General features: G+C 71.1%; 14 protein-coding genes. 3 read left to right on the forward strand and 11 right to left on the reverse strand.

Features of this window, described 5'->3' with window-relative positions:
* Window positions 1-66: 66 nt before the first annotated feature.
* A complete protein-coding gene (locus PVK37_RS28710; RefSeq protein ID WP_275030940.1) occupies window positions 67-567 on the reverse strand; it encodes a hypothetical protein in 501 nt (166 codons plus the stop codon).
* Window positions 568-781: 214 nt separating this feature from the next.
* The gene (locus tag PVK37_RS28715) at window positions 782-2,401 is read right to left on the reverse strand and encodes a glycosyl hydrolase family 18 protein (RefSeq protein ID WP_275030941.1); all 1,620 of its coding nucleotides are present in this window, start codon (window positions 2,399-2,401) and stop codon (window positions 782-784) included.
* A gap of 217 nt (window positions 2,402-2,618) precedes the next feature.
* On the opposite strand from PVK37_RS28715, the gene PVK37_RS28720 reads away from it, so the two are divergent.
* A complete protein-coding gene (locus tag PVK37_RS28720; RefSeq protein WP_275030942.1) occupies window positions 2,619-3,113 on the forward strand; it encodes a glutathione peroxidase in 495 nt (164 codons plus the stop codon).
* Window positions 3,114-3,287: 174 nt separating this feature from the next.
* On the opposite strand, the gene PVK37_RS28725 is transcribed toward PVK37_RS28720, so the two are convergent.
* Window positions 3,288-5,609, reverse strand: a complete 2,322-nt coding sequence (locus PVK37_RS28725; protein WP_275030943.1) for a glycoside hydrolase family 44 protein — start codon at window positions 5,607-5,609, stop codon at window positions 3,288-3,290.
* A gap of 276 nt (window positions 5,610-5,885) precedes the next feature.
* Between PVK37_RS28725 and PVK37_RS28730 the strand changes: the two genes are divergently transcribed.
* On the forward strand, window positions 5,886-6,305 hold the full coding sequence (locus PVK37_RS28730; RefSeq protein ID WP_275030944.1) for a MarR family winged helix-turn-helix transcriptional regulator: 420 nt from the start codon (window positions 5,886-5,888) through the stop codon (window positions 6,303-6,305).
* Window positions 6,306-6,420: 115 nt separating this feature from the next.
* Here PVK37_RS28730 and PVK37_RS28735 read toward each other — a convergent pair whose 3' ends face one another.
* A complete protein-coding gene (locus tag PVK37_RS28735; protein ID WP_275030945.1) occupies window positions 6,421-7,224 on the reverse strand; it encodes an SGNH/GDSL hydrolase family protein in 804 nt (267 codons plus the stop codon).
* A gap of 194 nt (window positions 7,225-7,418) precedes the next feature.
* Here PVK37_RS28735 and PVK37_RS28740 point away from each other — a divergent pair, with 194 nt between their 5' ends.
* Window positions 7,419-8,105 carry an NADPH-dependent F420 reductase gene (locus tag PVK37_RS28740; protein ID WP_275030946.1) on the forward strand — a complete coding sequence of 229 codons (687 nt, stop codon included), beginning with the start codon at window positions 7,419-7,421 and terminating at the stop codon, window positions 8,103-8,105.
* A gap of 61 nt (window positions 8,106-8,166) precedes the next feature.
* On the opposite strand, the gene PVK37_RS28745 is transcribed toward PVK37_RS28740, so the two are convergent.
* The 7 genes from PVK37_RS28745 to PVK37_RS28775 all read right to left on the reverse strand — a co-directional run bounded on the left by PVK37_RS28745 (window position 8,167) and on the right by PVK37_RS28775 (window position 15,173).
* A complete protein-coding gene (locus tag PVK37_RS28745; protein ID WP_275030947.1) occupies window positions 8,167-8,673 on the reverse strand; it encodes a flavin reductase family protein in 507 nt (168 codons plus the stop codon).
* Window positions 8,670-9,137: an OsmC family protein gene (locus tag PVK37_RS28750; protein ID WP_275030948.1), complete on the reverse strand. Its 468-nt coding sequence runs from the start codon at window positions 9,135-9,137 to the stop codon at window positions 8,670-8,672. The genes PVK37_RS28745 and PVK37_RS28750 overlap by 4 nt, the downstream gene beginning before the upstream one ends.
* Complete coding sequence (locus tag PVK37_RS28755; RefSeq protein ID WP_275030949.1) at window positions 9,134-10,525, reverse strand: NtaA/DmoA family FMN-dependent monooxygenase; 1,392 nt, start codon at window positions 10,523-10,525, stop codon at window positions 9,134-9,136. The genes PVK37_RS28750 and PVK37_RS28755 overlap by 4 nt, the downstream gene beginning before the upstream one ends.
* A 105-nt stretch (window positions 10,526-10,630) precedes the next feature.
* Entirely contained in the window at window positions 10,631-11,377 is a 747-nt protein-coding gene (locus PVK37_RS28760) for an ABC transporter ATP-binding protein (RefSeq protein WP_275030950.1), read from the reverse strand.
* A 1-nt stretch (window position 11,378) separates the two neighbouring features.
* Window positions 11,379-12,404 carry an NrtA/SsuA/CpmA family ABC transporter substrate-binding protein gene (locus PVK37_RS28765; RefSeq protein ID WP_275030951.1) on the reverse strand — a complete coding sequence of 342 codons (1,026 nt, stop codon included), beginning with the start codon at window positions 12,402-12,404 and terminating at the stop codon, window positions 11,379-11,381.
* Window positions 12,405-12,500: 96 nt separating this feature from the next.
* Window positions 12,501-13,301 carry an ABC transporter permease subunit gene (locus PVK37_RS28770; protein ID WP_275030952.1) on the reverse strand — a complete coding sequence of 267 codons (801 nt, stop codon included), beginning with the start codon at window positions 13,299-13,301 and terminating at the stop codon, window positions 12,501-12,503.
* Window positions 13,302-13,637: 336 nt separating this feature from the next.
* On the reverse strand, window positions 13,638-15,173 hold the full coding sequence (locus tag PVK37_RS28775; RefSeq protein WP_275030953.1) for a fibronectin type III domain-containing protein: 1,536 nt from the start codon (window positions 15,171-15,173) through the stop codon (window positions 13,638-13,640).
* Between the last annotated feature and the right edge of the window lie 111 nt (window positions 15,174-15,284).

Raw genomic sequence — 15,284 nt, forward strand, 5'->3', positions numbered from 1 at the left:
ACCGGACATCGCCGAGGGTGCCGGGTTCCGGTAGCTGGGAGGTTACCGAGAGGTCGGGTGCCGGGTTCAGGGGGTGATCGCCGGGGCGGGTGAGCCGCTCGCCGGGGCCGGGGTGTTGCCGCCCGGGGCCTCGCTGGCGATGCACCAGTCCGCACCGCTGCGAGTCACCGTGAACAGCAGGCCGCGGGTCACGTTCTGCTTACCCGCGGTCACCGTGACCGAGGTGCTCACCTCCTGGCCGGCAGGGCCGGGGCGGACGTCGGTGATGGTGGCCGTGGGCACGGTGAAGTGGTCGGCGAAGTCGCCGTTCGGGCCGGTCGCGGCGGCGTCGAAGGCGGCGTGCGCGGCGGCGCAGAACTGGGCGCGGCCGGTGGCGACGTCCTTGGCGACCATCGCGTCCAGGTACGCCTGCACCCGCTCGCGCGCCTTGCCGGCGGCCTCCTCGGCGGGGGCCGTGTCCGGCTCCCGGGCCGGCTCGTCGTCCCCGCCGAACCCGCAGCCGGCCAGCGGGAACGCCAGCGCCGCCAATGCCACGACCAGGGCGGCCTTCCCCTGGTTCACACCCATCGGAGCCTCCACACGCGGATGTCGGGCCGGTGCCGGAGACGGCACCCTGCGGTCGCCTCGTGTATAGCAGGGTGTGCCCGGCAGCCGTCGGGCCGGGCGTCCGACGCGACCGGGCGGGGAGGGATACGCTCCCCTCCCCGCCCGGTGGCGGTGGTGCGACGGACGGTGCTCAGCCGCGCCCGACGGCACCGCCCGGATCAGGCCGGCGGCACGGTCAGCCGAGGCCGCCCTTGATCGCGCCGATCAGCTCGCCGTTGCTGGTGTCACCGGAGAGCTCCCAGAAGAACGCGCCGCCGAGGCCCTGGTTCTTCGCGTACGTCATCTTGCCACCGATGGTGGCCGGGGTGTCGTAGCTCCACCAGTTGCTGCCGCACTTGGCGTACGCGGTGCCGGCGACGGTGCCGGTGGCCGGGCAGGTGTTCTTGAGCACCTTGTAGTCCTCGATGCCCTGCTCGTAGGTGCCCGGGGCGGGGCCGGTGGCGGTACCGCCCGGAGCCGTCTGGGTCACGCCGGTCCAGCCCCGGCCGTAGAAGCCGATGCCGAGCAGCAGCTTGTTGGCCGGGATGCCCTTGCTCTTGAGCTTCTGGATCGCCGCGTCGGACCAGAAGCCCTGCTGCGGGATGCCGGTGTACGAGTACAGCGGCGAGTGCGGGGCGGTGGGGCCCTGGGCGTTGAACGCGCCGAAGTAGTCGTAGGTCATCGGCATGATCCAGTTGAGGTGGGTGGCCGCCCCGGCGTAGTCGGTGGCGTCGATCTTGCCGCCGTTGCTGCCGTCGGCGGTGATCGCGGCGGTGACCAGCGCCGACGAGCCGAACTTGGTGCGCAGCGCGCTCACCACGTTCTTGAACGCGTTCGGGCCGCTGCTGTCGCAGGTCAGGCCGCAGGCGTTCGGGTACTCCCAGTCGACGTCGATGCCGTCGAAGACGTCCGCCCAGCGCGGGTCCTCGACCATGTTGTAGCAGCTCTCGGCGAAGGCGGTCGGGTTCTGCGCGGCCTGGGTGAAGCCGCCGGACCAGGTCCAGCCGCCGATGGAGTAGATGACCTTGAGGTGCGGGTACATCTTCTTCAGCTTGCGGAGCTGGTTGAAGCTGCCGCGCAGCGGCTGGTCCCAGGTGTCGGCGACGCCGTCCACGCTGTCCGCCGCGGTGTACGCCTTCTCGTAGTCGGCGTAGCTGTCACCGATGCTGCACCGGCCGCCGGTGGTGTTGCCGAAGGCGTACAGGATGTGGGTGAGCTTGGCGGCCGAGCCGCTGGTGTGGATGTTCTTGACGTGGTAGTTCCGGCCGTAGACGCCCCACTCGGCGAAGTATCCGACGACCTTCTTGTCCCCGCTGGGCGGCGGGGTGGTCGGCGGGGGTGTGGTGGGCGGCGGCGTGGTCGGCGGGGGTGTGGTGGCCGGCGGGGTGGTGGTCGGCGGCGTGGTCGGGGTGGTGCCGCCGCCGCACGGCGCGCCGTTGACGGTGCAGTTCAGCGGGGCCTTGTACGCGCCGGTGCCGTTGTAGCCCCAGCTGAACGCCGCTCCCGGCGCGAGCCCGCCGGCCCAGCTCTTCTTGACCGCCACGTAGTGGTTGCCGCTGCTGGTGACGTCGGCGTCCCAGGAGCTGCTGATGGTGGTACCGGCCGGGAGGTCGAACTCGATACGCCAGGTGGAGACGGTGGCGTCCGAGCCGTTGGTGATGGTCACCCGGGTCTCGTGACCGGTCCCCCAGTCCTGGGCCTTGGTGAAGGTGGTGGTCACGCTGCCGGCGCCGAAGGCCGAGGTCATCGGGACCGCGGCGACGGTCACGGCGACCACGGCGCTGGCCCAGAGGGCCCGGCGGAGTGATCTTCTCATGCGGCGTCTCCCTAAACAGTTAGGAAACTTTCCAGAAGGTGGTTGAGACGCTACTCACGCTGTCGTTACTTCGTCAAGATGGGCATGTGTCGATTTCTTGAACACGCCCGCGCCGGTCAGCGCGGTGCGACCGGACCGGAACGCCCGGTGACCGACGCGCCCCGCCACGGCGGTCGCACGCACCGGATCGTCGGCGGGCGGCGGTAATCTCGCCGGCATGAGCGTCTTCGACATCGGGATCAACGCCCTCGCGGGCGGTCCGCTCGACCTCGCCGCCCACCGGGGGCGCGCGCTCCTCGTGGTGAACGTGGCCTCCCGCTGCGGCCTCACCCCGCAGTACGCCGGCCTGCAGAAGCTGTACGACGCGTACGCCGGACGCGGTCTGGTCGTGCTCGGCGTGCCGTGCAACCAGTTCGCCGGCCAGGAGCCCGGCACAGCCGACGAGATCGGCGAGTTCTGCCGGGTCGACTACGGGGTGACCTTCCCGCTGACGGAGAAGGTGGAGGTCAACGGGCCGGGCCGGCATCCGCTCTACGCGGCGCTGACCCCGGCGGCGGACGCCACCGGACACACCGGCGACGTCCGGTGGAACTTCGAGAAGTTCCTCGTCGCGCCGGACGGCACGGTGGCCGCCCGGTTCGCCCCGACCGTCGAGCCGGACGCGCCGGAGCTGCACGCGGCGATCCAGCGGGTGCTGCCACCGGTCGCCTGACCCCCGGGCCGCGCCGGACGTCGACGCACCGGCCGGCGCACCGGAACGGCCGGCGGGTGCTCGAAGTAGCCGGCGGGTGCCCGGAGCAGCCGGACGGACGCGAACGGGCGGTGCCATCCGCTGGCACCGCCCGCCTCCCGGTCGTGCCGGTGGCCCGGCCCGGGTCGTCGTGGCTCAGTTACCGCACGCCTGGCCGTTGAGGGTGAAGCGCTCGGGCGACGGGTTCTGGCCGGTCTGCACGCCGTTGAAGCCGATGCTGGTGGAGGTGCCGGGTGCCAGCCTGCCGTTCCAGCTCAGGTTCCGGGCGGTCACCGTCGCGCCGCTCTGCGACCAGGTGGCCGACCAGCCCTGGCCGACCCGCTGCCCGGCGGCCGGGAAGTCGAACGCCAGCGTCCAGCCGTCGATCGGGACGGCGCTGCCGTTGGTGATGGTGACGGTCGCGGTGAAGCCGCCGGGCCAGCTGTTCGCCACCGTGTAGGCCACCCGGCAGCCGCCGTCGGGCCGCACCGCCGTCCGCACGGTCAGCGCCGGAGAGGCCGCCGAGACGTTGCCCGCCGCGTCGCGGGCGGTCACCTGGAAGGTGTACGAGGTGTCCGGGGTCAGCCCGGTCACCGTGTACGACGTACCGGTGGCGCTGCCCACCTGCACCGTCGTGTCGCCGTTCACCCGGTGCACGTCGTACCCGGTCACGCCGGTGTCGTCGGTGGAGGCCGCCCAGCTCAGCGCGATGCTGTCGCCGGTGACCCCGCCGGCGACCGGCTTGCCCGGCGCGGTCGGGGCCTCGGTGTCGGCCGGCGGTTCGCCGTCGCCCTTCGGCAGCACCAGGTGGGTGATCGAGTTGGCCGGGAAGGTGGCGGTGAAGCCGGTCGCCGAGACGGGCTGGTCGGCCGCCCGGACGATGCCGGCGAGGTTCGCCGCGCTGTAGCGGTAGACCTGGGCGGTGCCGGCCGACGCCCCGGTGAGGGCGACCGGGCTGGTCAGCTCGCTGCCGGTCTTGTTCACCACGACCAGGGTGAGTGCCTCGTCGCTGCTCCGCTCGGCCGCGTAGATCGCCAGTTTGCCCTGGTCGGCGCTGGTGGCCTTGACCGAGGTCTCGCCGAACGCCCCACCCTGTCCATCGTAGTTGCGGTAGATCCGGAAGGCGTGTGCCACCGGCTGGTCGGCCGTCGGCGCGGTCCAGAGGTTGGCCAGGTCCAGCCCTTCCCGGCCGAAGATGCCGAGGATGTCGGCCTGGGCCAGCGCCCCGTTGATGTGGCCGTACGCGCCCCAGTTGTACTCGGTGATGGCGAGTTTCGTGCCCGGGTAGTGCTGGTCGACCAGGCCCCGCATCCGGGGGATCATCTGGACCGGCTTGTCGATCCAGCTCTCGTCCACATAGGTCGGGTCCCAGAGCTGCCGGGTGGACCGCAGCCGCCGCTCCTGGGTGGCCGCGTCGCCGGGCTCGGAGTTGTGCACGCCGGACTGCTGCGGGTAGATGTGGATGTCGAAGTAGTCCAGGATGCGCTTGCCGTGCTGCTGCTCGTAGGCGCGCATCTGGTCGAGGTACCACGGGCCGAGTTCCTGGCCGCCGTGCGCGGCCCGGTCCGGCGGGTTCGACCAGCACCCGGTACGCGAGCAGACGTCCTGGTCGAGACCGGAGTAGTGGATGGAGTTCAGGCCCCAGCCGACCGGCCCGAGGGTCTTCGCTCCGGGGTCGGCCGCCTTGACCGCCGCCCCGTACGCGTACGTGCGGTCGCGCAGTTCGTCGTAGCCGAGCCCGGCCGGCCGGACGTCGCGGTGGGTGGAGTGCCACAGGTCCGGCTCGTTGTCCAGGTTGTAGAACCGCACGCCCCCGTCGGCCGCGCCGCCGAACTCGGTCTTCAGGTGGGTGACGAAGTCGGCGGCGTACTCCGGGCCGACGGCGACGCTGGTGTCGGTCGGGTCGTTGCCGGTGATCAGGGTGCCGTCCGGCTTCTTGCCGTTGCCGCAGTCCGGGGCCCACTGGTCGGTGGACTCCTGCGGGCCGTACTTGGCGACGCTGAACCCGCAGGCGCGGGCGCGTTCCTTGGCGACCCAGCCGATCATCGGCAGGGTCATCACCGTGTCGGTGCCGGTGGCCTCGTTGGCCGCGACGAACCGGTCGCTCTCGGAGCCCTTCGGCAGGCTGCCCGGGTCCGGGTTGTCGTTCGGGATGTTCTCGAAGTACCAGTCCGAGGCCCGGTTGGTGGTGTCGTTACGGAAGTTGTAGCGGGTGGTGGCGTTGCCGCCGTACCGGTTCAGCGGCAGCCGGATGTCGCGGGCCAGCGCCTCGTCGGCGAAGTTCATCCCGTAGACGTACGGGCTGATCGCGTGCCGGCCGCTGGTGGTGTCGACGGCCAGCGCCGGACCGGCGACGGCCGGGGCCGGTCCGAGGGCAGCCGGGGCCGGGCCGGCGGCGACCCCGGGCGGTGGCGGCAGGGCGAGGCCGCCCAGGGCCACGGCCAGCGTGACGGGAAGTAACGCGGTGGTGGGACGCACGAGATTCCTCTCCATAAAGGGAGCGAGATTCATCGATGGGAGCGCTTCCACAGGATTGCGCTTTCCGGCACCCTGGTCAATCCCGTGCGGCCAGTTGCGGATCTTGTCGATCCGCTTCGATTCACCCTGTTCAGGGCATCAGTGCCCGAAAAAAGTTGGCGCCCGGGACCGACCGTCGGCCGTCGGCCGCCAGGGGCGGGCTCGAGCGGGGCAAGGCCGGCACGGACCAGACTGTCCATCGTCCGCCACGCACCGACACCGACCCCCGGGAGCGTCATGAAACCGACCAGCCGCCCGATCGGCTACTGGCTACGCCATCTGCACAACCTGATCGAAGCCCGGTTCGAGGCGGCGCTCGCCGAGGACCGGCTGGGCCGGCGGCACTGGCAGACGCTCACCCTGCTGCACGAGGAGCCACGCACCGACGCGCAGGTACGCGAGGCGCTGCTCCCGTTCGGCGCGGACCAGGGGGCCACCCTGGACGATCTCACCGGACGCGGCTGGGTGGCCCGCGACGCCGACGGTCGGCTCGCCCTGACCGGGGCGGGGCGCGACGCGTACCCCCGGGTCGCCGCCCGGGTCCAGGCCGCCCGTGACCTGCTGATGACCGGCCTCACCACCGAGCAGTACGTGTCCACCGTCGAGGTGCTGGCGACGATGGCCGGCAACCTCGAGGCACGCCCACCCAACGAGTGACCCGGCCGGCGGCACCGGCCGGCGGGTCCGACACACGCACCCGCCGGCCGGTCGGCACGCGCGCCGGACCCGCCGCGGGTCAGCCGCGGCGGGTCCGGGCGCAGGAGCGTACGGTTCAGCCCGCGACCGAGCGGAACACCGGGTAGTAGCCGCCGGACTGACCGGCCGCCGTCGGGTGGTACGAGACACCGATGTCGAGGACGTTCAACGCGTGCAGCCACTTCTCGCCGTAGCTGCACAGCTGGTGGCCGACGAAGGCCGAACGCACGTCGGCGAACCGGAAGCCGTACGAGGTGGCCTGGCTCCGGATGATGTCGTTCACCAGGCTGATACCCTCGTTGATCTTGGCCCGCGAGGTGTCGCTGAGCCCGGCGCAGAGCGTGTCGATCTGGTAGAAGACCGGGTAGCCGACGACCACCACCCGGGCCGAGGCGGCCCGGCTCTTGATGCCGCTGTAGACGGTGCCGAGCAGCCGGGGCAGGTCGTTGCGGGCCTTGACCATCGCGCCGTCCACCGCGGACACACACTGCGACGTGCCGTAGAGCACGCAGGTGGTCATGATGCTGGCGAAGCCGACGTCGTTGCCGCCGACAGTGACGCTGACCAGCGAGGTGGTCGAGCTGAGCGCGGAGAGCTGGGTGTTGACCACGCTCGTGGTGGTGGCCCCGGAGCAGGCGACCGACGTGTACGAGGCCGGCCTGACGTTGGCGGCGTACAGCGCGGGGTAGGCGTTGGTGCTGCGCTTGCAGGAGCCGCTCTCGCTGGTGTAGCTGCCGGCGCCGACACCGGAGGCGTACGAGTCACCGAGGGCGACGTACCGGTCGGTGGCCGCCGCCTGGGCGGGTACGGCTGTCGCGAGGGTGGCGCCGAGAGCCGCTGTCAGGCTCAGGGCGAGGGTCATCAGGCGGGATCTCCGCACGTCGCACACTCCCGGGGGCTAGGAGAAAGATCAGTAGGAGATAGATATCACTAAATATGCCCATGGGGAAGTAGCGTCGGCGATCGATGCAGGATTTGTGCACATCCTGTCACCCTGATGAAGGTCCCTGTCAACCGTCGCGCTCCCCCGCCGACGGCGGGAATGCCGCACCGGTGACCGTGGTTCGTGCCGACATGACGACACTCGGACTGATCGGCAGCGGCAACATCGGCGGTACGCTGGCCCGGCTCGCGGTGGCCGCCGGCCACGACGTGGTCCTGAGCAACTCGCGGGGACCGGAGACCCTCAAGGACCTGGTCGACGAGTTGGGGCCGAACGCCCGCGCGGCGACCGCGCAGGAGGCCGCGGAAGCCGGCGAGATCGTGGTGGTCACGATCCCGCTGCGGGTCTACCGCGAGGTGCCGGTGGAGCCGCTGGCCGGCAAGGTCGTGATCGACACCAACAACTACTACCCGGAGCGGGACGGCCGCTTCCCGGAGCTGGACGACGAGTCGACCACCACCAGTGAGCTGCTCCAGCGGCATCTGCCGGCGGCCAAGGTGGTCAAGGCGTTCAACAACATCTACTTCCAGCACCTGCTCGACCTGGCCCGCCCGGCCGGCGCGGCGGACCGCAGCGCACTGGCCATCGCCGGGGACGACACCGGAGCCAAGGCGGCGGTCACCGACCTGCTCGACACGCTCGGCTACGACACCGTCGACGCCGGTCCGCTCGCCGAGGGTTGGCGCTTCCAGCGGGACACCGCCGCGTACGGCCTGCCGTACCTGGCCGCCCCGCCGAGCTGGGAGGCATCCAAGCCGGCCGACGCCGCCACGGTACGCGCCGCCCTGGCCGCCGCCCGCCGGTACGCCGACGCCTGACACGTAAACGGCGCAGCCTCAGGTACCCGGCCCGCCGAGCCGGGTACCGGGGGCCGCCCGGTCAGGACACGGCAGTCACCCTGTCCCCGGCGTCCTCCTGCCCCGGGGACAGGGCGGCGTACCCACCCATGTGGTACAGCAGGGGTGCGCCCTCCCCGTGCCGGCCGAGCAGCGGCTCGGCCAGCACGATCGCATGGTCCCCGGCGGACACCCGCCCGGTGACCCGGCACAGCAGCCAGGCGACCGGCCCGTGCAGCAGCGGCACCCCGTACGGGCCGTACCGCCATCCCGGGTACGCGGCGAACCGGTCGATGCCGCTGGTGGCGAACGTTCGCGCCGCGTCCTGCTGGTCGGCGCCGAGCAGGTGCACCGCCACATGCCCCGCCACGGCCACGGTCGGCCAACTCGACGACGACCGGGCCAGACAGAACGACACCAGCGGCGGACGCAGCGACACCGACGTGAACGAGGTGGCGGTGAACCCGACCGGCGGGCTGCCCGGGGCGGTGACCACCGCGACCGACGCGGCCTGCCGGCGCAGCAGGGAACGGAACGTGTCCGGGGTCAACTGTCCACCTGGACCTCGATGGTGATCGGTGTACCGCCGCGCACGAGGGTGTTGTAGATCGGGCAGCGGGCGGTGAAGTCGTCCACGTACCGCCGGCTCTGCTCGGCCGGGGTGGCGGTGAACCGGAAGCGCAGCCCGATCCGCTCGAACCGGGTGCTGTCGTCCGCGTCGACCAGATAGGACGCGTCCAGCTCCAGCCGTGGGTACGGCAGCTCCCACTCCACCGACCGGGCCGCGATGATGTTCAGCGCACAGCCCGCGAGGCTCGCCAGGAAGTACTCCGCCGTTCCCGGGTGTTCGGGTTTCTCCAGCAGCTTGCTGTTGTCGATGGTGAACGTCGTGTCGGCACCGGTCGCCGTAAAGCGCCCCACCACCTCGGTGGTCCGCAGCGCCAGCACGTACGGCTTCCGCTCGGTGCCGGAGTCGGGCGTGTTCCGCGCGGTGCCGGAGTCGGGGGTGGTCATGCCGCACCGCCCTGCCCGGCGAGCGCGGCCCGCTCGGCCAACCCGTTCGGCGCGGGCTTGATCCCGAGGTGGTCCCGCAGCGTCGACGTGGTGTACTCGGTACGGAAGACGCCCCGACGCTGGAGTTCCGGCACCACCAGGTCGACGAACGCGGCGGCCGGTCCGGGCCAGTAGGGCTGGCAGATGGCCAGCCCGTCGAAGGCGTTCTCCCGGAAGTTGGACTCCACGAAGTCGGCGAGCTGCTTCGCGTCCCCCACGACCGCGGGCTGCGACATGGGGTTGTTGCCCAGGTAGTGGGTCAGGTCCTCGAGGGTGATGTCCTCGTCGTCGAAGCTCGCGATCGCGTTGTCCACGATCCACGCCTTCTCCGGGATGAGCGTACGGTCGATCGCGGCCAGCACCCGGTCCGTGCCGGTACGGCCGGTCAGGTCGATGCCGAACTGCTCGGAGAGCACCTCCGGGACGAAGACGTTGGTGTTCAGGTCCTGCACCTGACGGAACTTGGCGTGCGCGTCCCGCGCGTTCTCCGCCACGTACGGGGTGATCCCCGCGATGAGCAGGTGGTCCTCGGGCGGCCGTCCGTGCCGGACGACCCGGGACTTGATGTCGGCGTAGTACGCCTTGTTCCACTCGGCGTGCCGCCACTGGATGAACCGCATCTCGGCGTACTTCGCGGCGAACTCCAGCGAGCGTTCCGAGTAGCCGGGGTGCATGAACGGCACGTGCCCCTGCGGCGGCCGGGGGAAGTTCAGCGGGCCACGGATCGAGAAGTGCTTGCCGGTGTGGTCGACCCGCCGCGCCTTGCTGACGTCGTGGTAGATCCCCCGCTCCTTGTCGGCGACCAGCCAGCCGTCCTCCCAGCTGTCCCACAGGTCGCGCAGCACCTGGACGAACTCCTCGACCCGGTCGTACCGGTCGGCGTTGTCCAGGTGGCGTTCCCGACCGAAGTTGTGGGCGGCGGAGAGGTCCGAGCCGGTCACGATGTTGAGGCCGAGCCGACCGCCGGAGAGGTGGTCGAGGGTCGCGGTGACGCGGGCGATGTGGAAGGGGTCGTGGTACGTCGCGTTGAAGGTCACCACCAGGCCGACCTTCTGGCTGAACGCCGCCGCGTAGGCCATCAGGGTGAAGCCCTCGATGGCGAAGAGGTGGTCGTGCGAGGCCTGGACGTTCCTACCGGTGTACGCGAAGTTTCCCCGGTGGGCGGAGCTGGTCAGCGAGTTGCCGACGAAGAAGAAGTCGAACAGGCCCCGCTCGGCGATCTTGACACCCTCGGAGACCAGGGTCGGGTCGGTGTATCCGTCCGCGTCGGCCTCGGGCAGTCGCCAGGCGCTGGAGTGGCGGCCGATGCCACTGTAGACAAGGCCGAGTTTGACGTGCTGTCGGGTCATGTCGCGAACCTTTCGGGGCGGGGGCGGGGCGGGGGCGGAGGCGGGGCGAGGACGGGGCGGCGGCGAGACGAGGGTGGAGCCGGTGGCGGTGGCGGAGGTACGGCGTCAGACGGTGGTGGCGGTGTCGACGGACCGGGCGGCCCGGGGCGTTCGGCGTAGGGTGCCGTGCTGCTCGACCCCGAGCAGGGTCAGGAGATCGGCCCGCCGGGCGAGCAGTTCGGGGCCCGGGACAGCGCCGTCGGCGTCCCGGGTGATCTCGATGGCGTGCGCGATCCGTCCGGCGTCGAGCACGAGCACCCGGTCCGCCAGCAGCACCGCCTCGTCGACGTCGTGTGTGACCAGCACCACGGTCGCCGCGTGCCGTTCCCAGAGCCGGACGACGAGTTGGTGCATGGCGATGCGGGTGAGGGCGTCGAGCGCGCCGAACGGCTCGTCGAAAAGCATCAGCCGGGGCTGCCGGACCAGCGCGCGGGCCAGCGCGACCCGCTGCGCCTCCCCGCCGGAGAGGGTCAGCGGCCAGGCGTGGCTCTTGTCAGCGAGCCCGACCTCGGCGAGCGCGTCGAGGCCCGCCGCGCTCGACGTGTCGGGCAGGCCGATCGTGACGTTGTCGAGGACGCTGAGCCAGGGGAACAGCCGCGGTTCCTGGAAGACGACCGCGACCGCGTCCGGCACGGCGACCCGGCCGGCGTCCGGCTCGTCCAGTTTGGCGAGCAGGCGCAGGAGGGTGGACTTCCCGGAGCCGGACCGGCCGAGGAGGGCGACGACCTCGCCCTCCCCGACGGTCAGGTCCAGTCCGTCGAGTACCCGCTGGTCGCCGAAGCGGCGGGAGACGTTGCTGGCCAGTTCGAGCATGTCAGCTGCCCAGGGTGGTGACGTCCACGTAGTTCTTGGACAGGTCGGGGACGCTGGCGCGGAAACCGAAGCGCACGGTCTGCTCGCCGACCTCCCGGATCTGCGCCAGGACCTCGTCGTTGATCGCGACCACCTCGCCCGGGTCGAAACCGACCACCAGGTCGACCAGGTTGGCCGGCTGCCCGTCGGCCAGACGCGCCTTCTTCTCCACGTCGCGGTCGGTGCGGATCCGGTTCGCCTGGTCGACCAGCCCGTCGAACACCGCCCTGACGGTGGCGGGGTGCTCGTCGAGGAAGCTCCGGGTGACCACGAACAGGCTCCAGTTGCGTGCCCCGGTCTGCGCGTTGGTGGTCAACACCGAGGTGTCCTTGACCAGTTGCGCGGACGCGAAGAAGTTGTCCCAGGTGGCGAGGGCGTCGACATCGCCGCTGGCCAGCGCGGAGACCCCGTCGGCCGGATTGGCGATGTACACGATCTTGACGGCGTCTGCCTTCAGGCCGGCCGACTCCAGTGCGGCGAGCAGCACGTACTCACCGGTCGAACCCTTCGTGCTCACCGCGACCCGCTTGCCGGCCAGGTCGGCGACGGACCCGATGCCGGCCTGGTCACGGACCACGATGCCCTGGTTGTCACCGGAGTTGCGGATCAGCGCGAAGGCCACCAGGCTGGACGCGGAGTCCGCCTCGTTGAAGAAGGTCGCCACCGAGTTCGACGTGAAGTCGATCCGGCCGGCCTTGGCCGCCTCGGACGCCTCGACCGGCGCGAGCGGCCCGTTCCACTGGACGGATCCGCCGATCTTCTTGAGGGCGTCCGACACGGCGTTGCTGTCCTCGGCGAGGGTCCACAGGTTGGTGCCGCCGAAGTACCCGACCCGGGCGACGGCCGGGTCGTCCTGGCCGGTCGGGGCGGCGGCCTCGACCGGGGAGGTGGCCGGGTCACCGCCGCAGGCACTCAGCACGAGGGCCGCGGCGAGCACGAGGGCGCTGATTCCGCGACGTCGACGGTGGTGGTGGGGCAGGGTACTCATTGCGGTTGTCCTTTGGTTGTCACGTTGTTCCATGGTTTGGGTGCGGTCGGTCCGGCGGGTGGCGTGCCTGGCGACGAGGAACTGCCCGGTCGGGGGTCAGACCCCGCGGTGGGCCTGTCGCCAGCGGAAGAGGCGGCGCTCCAGTAGCGCGACGAGCGCGTCGGTGACCAGGCCGAGCACCGCGTACAGAACGACGCAGAGGATGACGACGTCGCCCTGCCCGTACTGGCGGGCGTTGGTCAGGAGGAAGCCGATGCCGGTCACCGCGTTGAGGCTCTCGGCGAGGACGAGCACCGCCCAGGTGATGCCGAGCGCGTACCGGATGCCGATGAACACCGACGGCAGGGATCCGCGCAGCAGCACCCGGGTGGCGAGCTGGTACGCGGTGAGCCCGTAGACCCTGCCCGCCTCGACCAGTTTCCGGTCGACGTTGCGGATACCGCCGAAGGTGTTGAAGTACACCGGGACGGCGGTGGCCAGGGCCACCAGCAGCACCTTGGTCTGCTCGCCGATGCCGACCCAGAGGATGAGCAGCGGGAGCATCGCGGTGAACGGGACGGCCCGGATGATCTGGACCGGTTTGTCGAGCACGAACTCCGCCCAGCGGGCGAACCCGGCGAGCACCCCCAGCAGGATGCCGGCGGTGATGCCGATGGTGGCCCCGAGCAGCCCACGGGTGATCGTCACGCCGATGGAGGACCACAGCAGCCCCACCTCGACCAGTTCCGCCGCCGAGCCGACGACCTCGGTCGGGGACGGCAGGAACTGGTCCGACACCGAACCGGTCGCCGTGGTGCCGATCCAGAGCCCGACGACCGCGAGCACGCTCAGCCAGGGCGCGATCCGCAACCCCAGTCGTGCCCATGAGAAGCCGGGGCGAGCGGCGATGGAAGTCATCACTACCTCTCCGTACGGACTGCCGGCCGGCTGCCGGCGACGCCGCAGGCCATCCGTAAAGTCCTATAATTCATATCGGGTTGGTAGGGATAGTAGCCACCGGGTGGTCTCGGGCCTAGTGGTCAGCGTTGTGACCGGCACGACATCGCAGCTCAACGGGGGTGCGGAACGAGCGATACCGCTCCGCCCGCGCACGTGACGGAGCGGGGGCGTGACGGAGCGGGGGCGCACCGGGCGGGAGATGACCGGATCCGCTAACGGATCTGCCTCCATCGCCCCCGGTGCGCCCCCGCCCACCCGGCCCGGCCACCTTCCGGGTCGGGCCGCCGGTTCAGGTCAGTCCCGGGCCCGCCGGGCAGACCGGCGCCCCATCACCGCAGCCGCCATGACCAGCAGGCTGCCGCCACCGAACAGGACGGCTCCGAGTGCGCCGATGGTCGGCAGGTCGTCGGTACCGGTGACCGGGAGTTGCGAGTGTGAGTGGGTCGGTCTGGGGCCGGGCCAGTGGGTCGGCTTCGGACCGGGTCCGTGAGTCGGCTTGGGGCCGGGCGAGTGGGTCGGCTTGGGGCCGGGCGAGTGGGTCGGCTTGGGTGATTCCGTGGGTTTGACGGCCTGCGGGGTGCCCGGGGTCGGCGGTGACCAGGCACTCTGGCCGGCACCGGGAACATCCACCGCGGCCACCTCCACCTCGTACGTCACCCCGTTGGTCAAGCCGCTGATCACGGCCCGCCGGTTGGCGGCATCGACGCTGCCGGCGGGGACGACCACCCAGTCACCGGTGCTGTCGACGCGGTACCTGACCTGGTAGCCGGCCGGCGACACCCCGGCCGGCGCGTCCCAGGTCACCACCAGTTCCCGGTCGCCCGGGGTGACCCGGGGTGCCGGCATCTCCAGCGGCTGGTGGTCGACGGTCAGGAACACCGGTACCTGTCCGCCGCTCTCGCTCCCGGCGAGCGCGGTCACCGTGTAGGTGACAGCGGTTCCGTTGGGCACCGGGGCCAGGCCGGTGTCGACTATCCGCCGCGCGTCGGCCCCGACGGTCCCGACCGGCACCTCGACGCCGCCGATCGTCCTGGTGATCCGGTAGCCGGTGACGAGGTCGGCGTTCTGGTCCGGTGGCCCCCAGGTGATCACCGCCGAGTTGCCGTCGAAGCCCATCCGGGCAGCGGGGTCGGTCGGATAGCTGGGTACGCCGACGAAGACCTCCACCACCGGCTCGTTGACCCCGCCGTCGTTGCCGCCGGCGAGGCTGACCAGCCGGTAGTAGATGGTGGAGATGCCGGTCGGCAGTCCGGGGATGGTGTCGACATAGGTCCGGGCCGTGGTGCTCGGCGTGAGGACGGTGTACGGCCCGCTCGCACCGACGCGCCGCTCGACGCGGTAACCGGTCAGCAGGGCCGCGTTGATCGTCGGTGGGGTCCAGGACAGGGTGACCCGGGTACCGGCCGTCGTGATGTCGACGGTTGCCGGCCCGCTCGGCACGTCCTTGTAGATCGCTGGCGGGTAGGTGGTGATGGAGTCGACCGGTGTCGTCCCGGCGAGCGCGGTCACCTCGTAGCCGACCAGGTGCACCCCGGTCGACAGGCCGGCCAGCAGGTCCGTTGCCGAGGTCACGGTCGGCGGGGTGGTCGTGACCGTCGTCGGGGTGCCGTTCTCGATCCGGTCCACGCGGAATCCGGTGAGTTCGGGGGCGCTGCCCTCGGTGGTCCACTGGACGACGACCGGACCGGTCGCCTGCTGGACGGCGCTGGCGCTGACGAAGCCGAACGCCGGCTGGGCCTGCGCCGGCACGGCAACACCCAGCAGCGTCAGCAGACCGCCGGTCGCGATCCAACGTAACGCGCCGGCCAGGCGCGGATGGTGCCGTGACATGTCTTCCCCCGCAGGATCTCTCGTACCGTTCCTGGAGCTGATCTTTCGAATCAGCAGTGATGAGAATCCTGGCAGAGATGCGGGGGATATGTCCTGTTTTCGTAGGTTATC

Origin of the sequence: Micromonospora cathayae, from assembly GCF_028993575.1 — a bacterium.
In the GTDB taxonomy this organism is placed as follows: domain Bacteria; phylum Actinomycetota; class Actinomycetes; order Mycobacteriales; family Micromonosporaceae; genus Micromonospora; species Micromonospora cathayae.